The sequence below is a fragment of the Streptomyces sp. NPDC006450 genome, assembly GCF_040612195.1.
GTDB lineage: Bacteria > Actinomycetota > Actinomycetes > Streptomycetales > Streptomycetaceae > Streptomyces.
Genome location: NZ_JBEXPT010000028.1, coordinates 48,406 through 58,738, shown reverse-complemented (window position 1 = coordinate 58,738; position 10,333 = coordinate 48,406). Strand labels below are relative to the sequence as shown.

7 protein-coding genes are annotated in these 10,333 nt (G+C 73.5%); 5 read left to right on the top strand and 2 right to left on the bottom strand.

Features of this window, described 5'->3' with window-relative positions; genetic code table 11:
- Positions 1–447: 447 nt before the first annotated feature.
- The gene (locus tag ABZY57_RS12355) at positions 448–1,644 is read right to left on the bottom strand and encodes an Ig-like domain-containing protein (protein ID WP_356510932.1); all 1,197 of its coding nucleotides are present in this window, start codon (positions 1,642–1,644) and stop codon (positions 448–450) included.
- A gap of 363 nt (positions 1,645–2,007) precedes the next feature.
- Between ABZY57_RS12355 and glgX the strand changes: the two genes are divergently transcribed.
- Both glgX and ABZY57_RS12345 read left to right on the top strand, forming a co-directional pair.
- Positions 2,008–4,218 (top strand): glycogen debranching protein GlgX, encoded by a 2,211-nt coding sequence (gene glgX / locus ABZY57_RS12350; RefSeq protein ID WP_356510939.1) that lies wholly within the window; start codon positions 2,008–2,010, stop codon positions 4,216–4,218.
- A gap of 198 nt (positions 4,219–4,416) precedes the next feature.
- A complete protein-coding gene (locus tag ABZY57_RS12345; protein ID WP_356510931.1) occupies positions 4,417–5,160 on the top strand; it encodes a CDP-alcohol phosphatidyltransferase family protein in 744 nt (247 codons plus the stop codon).
- Between the two features lie 130 nt (positions 5,161–5,290).
- On the opposite strand, the gene ABZY57_RS12340 is transcribed toward ABZY57_RS12345, so the two are convergent.
- Complete coding sequence (locus ABZY57_RS12340; RefSeq protein ID WP_356510929.1) at positions 5,291–5,764, bottom strand: adenylyltransferase/cytidyltransferase family protein; 474 nt, start codon at positions 5,762–5,764, stop codon at positions 5,291–5,293.
- 172 nt (positions 5,765–5,936) lie between these two features.
- On the opposite strand from ABZY57_RS12340, the gene ABZY57_RS12335 reads away from it, so the two are divergent.
- The 3 genes from ABZY57_RS12335 to ABZY57_RS12325 are packed head-to-tail and all read left to right on the top strand — an operon-like array spanning position 5,937 to position 10,149.
- Positions 5,937–7,142, top strand: a complete 1,206-nt coding sequence (locus ABZY57_RS12335; protein ID WP_356510937.1) for a glycosyltransferase — start codon at positions 5,937–5,939, stop codon at positions 7,140–7,142.
- Positions 7,139–8,908: a lipopolysaccharide biosynthesis protein gene (locus tag ABZY57_RS12330; protein ID WP_356510927.1), complete on the top strand. Its 1,770-nt coding sequence runs from the start codon at positions 7,139–7,141 to the stop codon at positions 8,906–8,908. The genes ABZY57_RS12335 and ABZY57_RS12330 overlap by 4 nt, the downstream gene beginning before the upstream one ends.
- Positions 8,905–10,149, top strand: a complete 1,245-nt coding sequence (locus tag ABZY57_RS12325; protein WP_356510926.1) for a hypothetical protein — start codon at positions 8,905–8,907, stop codon at positions 10,147–10,149. The genes ABZY57_RS12330 and ABZY57_RS12325 overlap by 4 nt, the downstream gene beginning before the upstream one ends.
- The last annotated feature ends 184 nt before the right edge of the window (positions 10,150–10,333 follow it).

Genomic DNA, 10,333 nt, shown 5'->3' with positions numbered 1-10,333 from the left:
CGCGGCCCTACCCGAACCCGGCTGACCCGCGGGCCCCCCCCCCCCCCCCCCCCGGCCCCGCCCCCGCCCGCCCCGCGGCCCCGCCGCCCGCGGCCCGCCCCCTGGGGCCGGGGCCCGGGCGGGCGCCCGCCGGGGCCCGGCGCGGCCGGCGCCGCCAGGGCCGGGGCGCCTGCGGCCAGTACGGCCCCGAGGGCGAGCCCCAGGGGCCCGAGGGTCCACTTCCTTGCTGACATGACGCTCCGTCCGTTGCCTGCCGCCGCGTGCGGGTGGGGCCCGTACAGGCTGGCGGCGGGCTCCGGCGAGCCGGGGGGACCGACACTCCCCCGCTACGGCATTGCGGTACGACAATCACTCGACTGGGGTGTCGGCGCGGGACGCCGGGCGCGGGGTGGCAGGTGCGGCGGGGGCGGTGCGGGGTGCCTGAGCGGCCCGTGTCGGGGCGGGGGGTCAGCCGATCGCCGAGCCCGCGACCCAGGCGGGCCAGGACATGTTCCAGCCGCCCAGACCATTGTCCGGGGCGACCGTCTTGTCCTGCGAGTTGATGACCTCCACCACGTCGCCGACCAGGGTCCGGTCGAAGAACCAGCCGGCCGGGGTGTCCGAGCCGCCGCCCTTGTCGTCGCGCAGTCCGATGCAGCCGTGGCTGACGTTGGTGGAGCCGAAGGTGTCGGGGCTGGCCCAGTAGTTGCCGTGCAGGAAGGTCCCGGAGCGGGTGAGGCGCATGGCGTGCGGGACGTCGGGGATGTCGTACTCGCCGCCGAAGCCGACGGTCTGCCCGTTCATCCGGGTGACGTCGAAGAGCTCCATCACCACCATCTTGCCGTTGTAGGTCATGTTCTTCGGCGCCCCGGCGGTGATCGGCACGGTGGACAGCAGCTCGCCGTCGCGCCGGACCTCCATGGTGTGCGCGGCCGCGTCGACGGTGGAGATCTGGGAGCGGCCGACGGTGAAGCGCAGGGTCTTGTCCTGGATGCCGTAGGAACCGGGGGCGCCCTCGACGTCCCGCAGGTTCAGCTTGACCGTGACCTCGGTGCCGGGCTTCCAGTACGTCTTGGGCCGGAAGTCGAGGCGCTCGTCGCCGAACCAGTGGCCCACCACCTCCACGGCCGGGTCGGAGGTGATCGTGATGGCCCGCTCCACGTCGGCGCGGCGTTCGATGGACCGGCTGAACCCGAAGGAGATGATCATTCCGGTACCGACGGTCGAGCGGTTCTCGGGCTTGAAGTAGCCGATGAACCGCTCCTCGGGAACGTAGGTGGTGAAGGTGGTGTGCCGGGCCTGGCGGCGGTTGTGCCCGTCGAGCGCGACCGCGTCCACGGTGTACTTGGCCGCGAGCGCGAGCCGGCCCGACGCCGGGTCGGGGCTCCAGCTGAGCCCGTCGACGGCGATGGCGCCGGGCACCTTCTCCTCCTGGGCGTCCTCGACCTTGGTGACCACGACCCGCTCCAGCCGGCCCTCGGGCACCGAGACCTTCAGCGGGCCCTCGGCCGGCACCCCCTTGGCGTTGTCGTCAGGGCTGATCCTGATCGCCTCGTCCGGTGACCGGGGTTTGCCGGGCAGCTGGATCTCGATCGGGGAGCCGCCGTTCTCGGTGCATCCGGCCAGGCCTCCGAGGAGGCCCGCCCATACCGCCACGGCGGCCAAGCCCGCCCCTGCCCGCCTCGTCAGAAGAGTCACGTCCCTCCAACGACCGGGCCCCTCCGGGGGAAACGTGGGCGCGGCCCACGTTCCAGGCAGGACAGTCCGGGCAGAACAGTGGGAAGGACCAGACGGGGGCGGGCCGCGGCAGGGACGCCGGGGCCGCAGTTCCCCCACCCCCGCAGGTACCGAGAGCCGTGGAGGCGGGCAGTGTCGAGCGCAGCCGAGCAAGAGGCGGTGGAAGCCGTCGCGGGGACCGGGCATCCGAACGGGGCCGGGCATCCCACAGTGACCGGGAACGGAAACGGAAACGGGAACGCCAACGGAAACGGGAACGGGAACGGATCCGGGAACGGGACGTCGAACGGCCTGGCCAGAGGCCATGCGGCGGCGGTACGGGAGCGGACCCGGCCCGGACCACCCGTGTGGCCCGGCTCCTCGCATCCGCTGGGGGCCCGGTTCCACCAGGGGCCGGACGGGAAGGCCGGGACCAACTTCGCACTGTGGGCGCAGGGCGCGGAGGCGGTGGAGGTCTGCCTCTTCGCCGAGGACGGGTCCGAGAGCCGGTGCGGGCTGACGGAGCTGACCCACGAGATCTGGCACGGCTTCCTGCCGGGCGTGCGCCCCGGGCAGCGGTACGGATTTCGGGTGCACGGGCGCTGGGACCCGTGGACGGGTGCCCGCCACAATCCGGCGAAGCTGCTCCTGGACCCGTACGCACGAGCCGTGGACGGGGACTTCCTGCTGCCGCCGGAGGTGTACGGGCACGTCCGCGACTGGCCGCAGCAGTACATCGCGGACACCGTGCGCGACGACCGCGACTCGGCCCCGCACGTCCCGAAGGGGGTCGTGGTCCACGACGACGACGACTGGGCGGACGACGTCCGGCCGAAGACCCCGTGGGCCGATTCGGTCATCTACGAACTGCACGTGCGCGGCTTCACCATGCGCCATCCCGGCATCCCCGAGCACCTGCGCGGCACGTACGCGGGCCTCGCCCACCCGGCGGCGATCGAGTACCTGACCGGGCTCGGGGTGACGGCGGTGGAACTGCTGCCGGTCCATCAGTTCGCGCACGAGGACCACCTGCTGCGCCGGGGCCTGCGCAACTACTGGGGCTACAACTCGGTCGGCTACTTCGCCCCGCACGCGGCGTACTCGTCGAGCGGCACGGCCGGCCAGCAGGTCGGCGAGTTCAAGCGGATGGTCAAGGCGCTGCACGCGGCCGGGATCGAGGTCATCCTCGACGTGGTCTACAACCACACGGCGGAGGCCGGCGAGCTGGGCCCGACGCTGTCCCTGCGCGGGATCGACAACCGGGCGTACTACCGGCTCCAGTCGGACCAGCGCCGGTACGCGGACTACACCGGCTGCGGGAACACCCTGCACGCCGGGCGGCCGCACGTGCTGCGCCTGATCACCGATTCGCTGCGGTACTGGGTGACGGAGATGGGGGTGGACGGCTTCCGCTTCGACCTGGCGGCGGCGCTGGCCCGCTCGATGCACGACGTGGACATGCTCTCGCCGTTCCTCGCGGTGATCGCCCAGGACCCGGTGCTGCGGCGGGTGAAGCTCATCGCCGAGCCGTGGGACGTGGGATCGGGCGGGTACCAGGTCGGGGCGTTCCCGCCGCTGTGGACGGAGTGGAACGACCGCTACCGGGACGCCGTACGGGATTTCTGGCGCGGCGCGCTGCCCGACGTACGGGACCTCGGGTACCGGCTGTCGGGATCGAGCGACCTGTACGCGTGGGGCGGGCGGCGGCCGTACGCCTCGGTCAACTTCATCACCGCGCACGACGGTTTCACCCTGCGCGACCTGGTGTCGTACGAGTCCAAGCACAACGAGGAGAACGGCGAGGAGGGCCGGGACGGCACCAACGACAACCGGTCCTGGAACTGCGGGGTGGAGGGCGAGCCCGCCGGGGGCACGGAACCGCGGATCGCGGCGCTGCGCCGGCGGCAGCTGCGCAACATGCTGACCACGCTGCTGCTGTCGACCGGTGTGCCGATGCTGGTGGCGGGCGACGAGTTCGGCCGGACGCAGGGCGGCAACAACAACGCGTACTGCCAGGACAACGAGACGAGCTGGGTGGACTGGTCGCTGCTGGAGGATCCCTCCTGGCAGGCGCTGCTGGCGCTGACCCGGCGGCTGCTGGCACTGCGCCGGGCCCATCCGGTGCTGCGGCGCCGCGCGTTCTTCTCGGGGCGCTCGCAGGGGGCGGACGGGCTGCGGGACCTGGCCTGGTTCACCCCGGCGGGGGCGGAGATGACCGAGCGGGACTGGTACGCCCCGGCCGGATCGCTGGGCCTGTACCTGTCGGGGCAGGACATCCCGGGCCGCGACGAGCGCGGGCGGCAGGTCACGGACGACAGCTTCCTCGCGCTGCTGCACGCCGGGGACCAGCCGGTGGCGTGGGTGCTGCCGGGGGCGCCGTGGGGCCGGGCGTACGAACTGGTCCTGGACACCTCCCGGGAGGACCAGGCGGCGGCGCCCGCCACCGTGCACCGAGGGGGCGAGAGCGTGACCGTACCGGCCCGCGCGGTGCTGCTGCTCAAGGTGGTGGGCGGGCCGGCATAGAGGCCGGGCCCGGGTCTGCGGTCCCGCGGGCTCCGGTCTGCCGGTCCGCGGGCTCGGGTCCCGGTCTGCGGTCCGCGGGCTCGGGTCCCGGTCTCCGGGGGGCCGCATCCGGCCGACCCGGAGCGGGAGCCCGCGGACGCCCTGCGATGATGTGCCCTTCATACGCACGGATATACGGATGTTCGAGGGGTCGTGTCGATGGCGAGTGTCGGGACCGCGCTGCGGGAGCTGCGCGGGGCGCAGAAGTCGGCGAAGGGGGTGTCGCTGTACTCCCGGTTCGTCAACCGGCCCGTCGGGCGGTACCTGGCCGCCGGGTCGTACGCGCTCGGGCTGACCCCGAACCAGGTGACGCTGATCAGCGCCGCCCTGAGTTTCGCGGGCGCGGCCGTCGTCGCCCTGGTGTCGCCCTCGTGGGGGCTGGGCATCGCGGTGTGGGCCCTGCTCGCCGTCGGCTTCGCCTTCGACTCGGCCGACGGACAGCTCGCCCGGCTGCGCGGGGGCGGGAGCGCGGCGGGCGAGTGGCTGGACCACGTCGTGGACTGCGCGAAGCTCACCTCGCTGCACACCTGCGTCCTGATCGCCTTCTACCGCTTCCCCGGGTCCTACGGGATCGGCACCGGCGCGGACGGCGCCGCCGCGGCCGACTGGCTGCTGGTGCCCCTGGGCTTCCAACTCGCCGCGGTCGTGACCTTCTTCGGGGGGCTGCTCACGGAGAAGCTCAAGCCGAAGCCGGCGCCGGGGAGCGCGGCCGCCGCGCCGTCGACCCTGCGCGCGGTGGCGCTGCTGCCCGTGGACTACGGGGTGTTCTGCCTGGTGTTCCTGCTCCTCGGCGGCAGCGGGCTGTTCCGCTGGGTGTACGCCGGGGCGGGCGTGATGGCCGCGCTGTTCCTGGTGGCGTTCCTCGCGAAGTGGTTCCGGGAGCTCAGCGCCGTCCCCAGGTGACCGGCGCCCGGCGGACCGGCGTTCGGGAGGCCGGAGTCCGGCAGACCGGCTTTCGGGCAGCCGGCTTTCGGGGAGCCGGCTTTCGGGGAGCCGGCGCCCGCCGCTCGCGGTGACCCGGGCGCCGCTCCGCTCAGCCCCGCTGTTCCGTGGCGAGCGGCTGCGACAGCACGTCCAGGGCCCGGCGCAGCTGCGTGCTGGAGGTGTGGACCGTGTACGGGAAGTAGACGACCTCGACCCCGTGCACGGCGAAGTCCCTTTCCAGCTGGTCGCCCTTGGGGGTGCCGCGCCAGTCGTCGCCCTTGAATATGACGTCGAACCGGACTTGTTTCCACGTTTCGACCTTGTCCGGAACGGTCTCGACGAAAGCGGCATCCACGTACTGGACGCTGCGGACGATCTCCAGCCGCTCGACGAGCGGGATCACCGGGCGGCGCCCCTTGGCGAGTTCCGCCATTTCGTCGGACACGACGCCGGCCACCAGGTAGTCGCACTGACTCCGGGCATGCCGAAGGATGTTGAGGTGTCCGATGTGGAAGAGATCGTAGGCACCCGGCGCGTAGCCGATCCGGTGAGGTCTGCGCCCAGTCTCGGCAAATTCGGACATGTCCCGCTCCGTCACGTGTTATCCCCCAGAAGCCGCACACCCCGGTGTGGCGGATTAGCAGACAATAGCGTGCACGTTCCCCGTGGTGCCGGTGAACGAATAGGGTGACGTGCGCATCATCCAGGTGAGAGGGGGACGTCGAGTGTCGAAATCCGGTCAGCGACGCCTACTGCTGGTTTCCACGAATTACGCCCCCGAGCACACGGGCATCGGCCCGTACGCCACTCAGATCGCGGAGCACTGGGCCGGTCTCGGTCACGACACCCACGTCCTGGCGGGCATGCCCCACTACCCGGCCTGGTCCGTCGAGCCGGAGTACAAGGGGGCGCTACGGCGCACGGAACAGCGCGCGGGAGTGACCGTGCACCGGCGCGCGCACACCGTGCCTCCGCGTCAGACCGCCCTCCGCCGGGCACTCTTCGAAGGATCGATTCTGCTGCACGGCTCCGTGGCCCCGCCCCGGATGCCGAAGCCGGACGCGGTCCTCGCCCAGATGCCGAGCCTGGCCGGCGGCCTGGTCGCGGCCCGCCTCGCGGCGCGCTGGAAGGTCCCCTTCGTTCCGGTCGTCCAGGACCTGATGGGCGCCGCCGCCGCGCAGAGCGGGATCAGCGGCGGGGACAAGGCCGCCGCGTTCGCGGGGCGGGCCGAGGCGAGCGCGCTGAAGCGGGCCACGCTCGTCGGCGTGATCCACGAGACCTTCGTCGACCGGGTCGTCGGCATGGGCGTGGACCCCGAGCGGATCCGGCTCGTCCCCAACTGGTCCCATGTGGCACAGCCCACCAAGCCGCGCGGGCGGACCCGCCACCACCTGGGGTGGGCCCCCGACCAGACCGTCGTCCTGCATTCCGGAAACATGGGGCTCAAGCAGGGACTCGAGGTCCTCGTCGGCGCGGCCCGGCTGGACCCGAGCGTCCGTTTCGTCCTGATGGGCGACGGCAGCCAGCGTGCCGCCCTCGCCGACCTGGCGGCCGATGTTCCCAATCTCGACATCATCCCGCCTGCCGCCGACGGCGAGTTCCCGGATATCCTCGCCGCGGCGGACGTGCTCGCGGTCACGCAGCACGCCGCCGTGATGGACATGAGCGTGCCGTCCAAGCTGACCTCGTACTTCCAGGCCGGCCGTCCCGTCGTCGCCTCCGTCGCCGCGCTGGGCGGGACCGCCCAGGAAGTGGAGCGTTCGGGCGCCGGTGTGCTCGTACCGCCGGAGAACCCGGAGGCCCTGCTGAAGGCCGTACGGGCGCTGGCGGAGGACCCCGCGGGCGCGGACGCCCTGGGGGCGGCCGGGCCGCGCCACGTGGCGGCGCACCTGAGCCGTGAGGCGGGCCTGGCCCGCATCGACGCACTGATGGACGAAGCACTTGGGGGTCCCCGGCCGTGATCGAGACCAACCGCCCGGCAGCGGCTCCGGCCGAGGACGAACCGGACCTGCTCCGGGACCAGTTCCGCCAGCTCCTGCGCTACCGCCGGCTCATCGGCGCGGGCGTGGGCATCGGCCTGCTCGGCGGGGTCTACCTCGGCGTCTCCACGGCGGACACCTACGTGGCCACCGCCGACATCGTGCTGCGCGCACCCACCGACGACCCCTTCAACCCGAGCCTCGCCCCCGACAAGGCGATCAACATCGGCTCGGAGCGCCAGGTCGCGCTCTCCAGCTCCATAGCCAACGAGGCCGCGAAGAAGCTCGGGGTCTCCGCCACCGACTTCTCGGCCCTGCGCGCCGGTCTGCAGGTGACCAACCCCCCGCAGACGATGGTGCTCCGCTTCACCTACACCGCCGCCACCCCCGCCGAGGCCGCCAAGCGCGCCAACGCGATGACCGAGGCCTACCTGCTCAAACGGCAGGAGGCCCTCGACGTCACCCGCGACAAGATGGTCAAGGGCTACCAGGACCAGCGCGACCCCGTGGCCAAGCAGCTCGAAGACCTCTCCAAGCAGATCACCGGCATGCCGGCCGGTCCCGCGCGGGACGCCGCGTATTCCGCCAAGACCGACCAGCAGAGCAAGATCAACACCCTCAACGGCAACATCGCCAAGCTCCAGGCCCTGGACATGACCCCGGGCCGGGTCACCAGCGCCGCCGTCCCGCCGCACGGGGCCGACGGTCCCGGACTGGCCATGTCGCTCGCGCTCGGCGCGGCCGTGGGTCTCGCCCTGGGTCTGCTCGGCGCCTGGGTGCGCCTCGTCTTCGACCCGGCGCCGCGCTCCGAGGGCGACGTGGCCCGGGCCCTGCGCGCGCCCGTACTGGGCTCCCTGCCGCGGGGCAAGGCCGACGGCGGTCCGCTGCTCGCGGCGGGCGAGGAAGACCCCCGGCTGGCCGAGGAGTTCCGCTCGGTGGCCTTCCGGCTCGCCTACGACTCCCGCTTCGCGGACCGGCGCCGCCTCCTCGTGGTCGCCCCGCGCGGCAGCAGCGAGATCGCCGCCGCCGTGGCGGTGAACCTGGCCGCCTCCTTCGCGGAGACCGGCAAGGACGTGCTCCTCATCGAGGCGGACCTGCGCACCCCGGTGCTGGCCAGCCAGCTGCCCACCGACGCGGCCGGCCGGCCGCGCTGGAGCCAGTCGCAGGCGGGCGCGGGTGCGCAGCACGGGGAGACCGAGTGGCCCGACGGCCGCCAGCTCCTCGTGGACGCCGGGGAGTCGGGCACCTTCGACCTGATCCCGGGTGAGCGGGTGCGCAACGTGCCCCGCGCGCTGACCTCGCAGCGGGCCACCCGCCTGATCTCCGAGGCCGACTCCCCCAACGCCACCGTCGTGGTGCTCGCCCCGCCCGTGCTCTCCTACGCCGACGCCCTCGCGCTCGTCGACCGCGTGGACGGCGTCCTGGTGGTCTGCAATCCCGGTGCGGTGCGCCGCACCGACCTCTCCCGCATCCGCGAGCTGATCAGCGGGGCCGGCGGCACGGTGCTGGGCGCCGTCCTGCACGCGCCGCTTCCGGGCGAGAAGAAGCGCGGCCTCGGCAGGGCCCCCAAGGGCGGCGGCCCCGCCGCCGAGGACCCCCGGCCTGCGCCTCCTTCCCCGCCCCCGCCCGGTTCGCGGGAGCCGCAGCCGATCCCGTACGAGGTGGCCGCCGCCGACGCCTCGCAGCACATCCAGGGCGACGGCACCGACACGGTCGCCCTGCGTACGGTCCGCACGGGCCGGCGGTGAGCCGGCGCGGCCTCGCGGCGGTCGCCTCGGTACTGGACCAGGCCGCGTCCAGTGCCACGAACATCCTCGTCCTGGTGCTGGCCGCCCGGCTCTCCTCGGCGGCCGGCTTCGCCGACTTCTCGATGGTCTACGTGACCTTCACCGTGCTGCTCGGCCTGAACATGGCCTACGTCGGCCAGACCCTGGTGCTCGAGAAGGACCCCGACCGCCTCGCCGCGGCCTGCCGCTCCGGGCTCTCCTTCACCGGGGCCGCCTCGGCCGCGGTCGGCGCCGCAGTGGCCCTCGTGGGACTGCTGCTGCCCGGGGCCACCGGCCGGGCATTCCTCGCGCTGGGACTCGTACTGCCCCTGGTACTGCTCCAGGACGGGCTGCGCTACTGCTTCTCCGCGCTGCGGGCGCCCCAGCGGGCGCTGGCCGCCGACGCGTTGCGCCTCGCCTGCGTGGTGCCGGCGCTGCTGCTCCAGCCCGAGGGCGCTTCGGCCGGGCGGCTGGTGCTGGTGTGGGGGGTGTCGGCGCTGCCCGCCCTCGCGCTGGGGCTGTGGCTGCTGCGGTCCTCGGTGCGGGGCGCCGCCGGCGGCGCCATCGACCTGCGCCCGTACCTGCGGCGCGGGTACCTCGGACAGCGGTTCGTGGTCGAGTTCGCCGTGGGCAACGGCTCCAGCCAGCTCGCCGTGCTCGGCCTCGGCGTCTTCGCGACCCCGCTGGCCGTCGGCGCGCTGCGCGGCGCCACCACCCTCTTCGGGCCGCTGAACGTGCTGTTCAACTCCGCCAACTCCTTCGGCCCGCCGGTCGTCGGCCGGGCCTCCGGGAAGCGGGGCGTGGTCCGGCTGACCGCCCTGATGGGCGGCGCGCTCGCGGTGACCGGCGCCGCGTGGGGGGCCGTGCTGTACGCGCTGCCGGAGCGGGTCGGCCGCGAACTGCTCGGCGACACCTGGCGGGCTGCGGCCGCGCTGCTGCCCGCAACGGGCGCGCAGTACGCCGTCATGGGGCTCGGCACCTGTGCGCTGCTGACCCTGCGGGTGCTGAATCCGAAGGCCACCCTCTCGCTCCAGGTGGTCTTCTCGCTGCTGTCGGTCGGGCTGCTGCTGGGCGGGTACGCCGTCTGGGGCGTGGCCGGGGCCGCCTGGGGGCTCGCCCTCGGCTCCGCCTCGAAGGCCGCGGCGGGCTGGCTGCGCGTGGCCCGGCTGCCGGCCTCCGCACCGGCCGGGGCCCGTCCCGCGGACGCGGTCCGGGCGGCCTGAGACGCGGGGTCCGGGCGACTTCTCCGGCGGCCTTCCCCACGGCCTTCCCGGGTGTCGTCCCGGCGCGCAGGGTCAGGCCTGGGTGTCGCCGAAGCCCTCTTCGAGCAGGTCGAACAGGTCCCGCATGGGCTGCTGATGGTCCTCCCGGCCGCGGATCAAGCTCGTGGTGTCCATCGCGAAGCGG

What these genes read in the sequence shown, in the direction of transcription:
- ABZY57_RS12345 (WP_356510931.1), top strand. Translation starts at nt 4,417, where the DNA reads ATGGCGAGTGTCGGGACCGCGCTGCGGGAGCTGCGCGGGGCGCAGAAG.
- ABZY57_RS12340 (WP_356510929.1), bottom strand. Translation starts at nt 5,764, where the DNA reads ATGTCCGAATTTGCCGAGACTGGGCGCAGACCTCACCGGATCGGCTAC.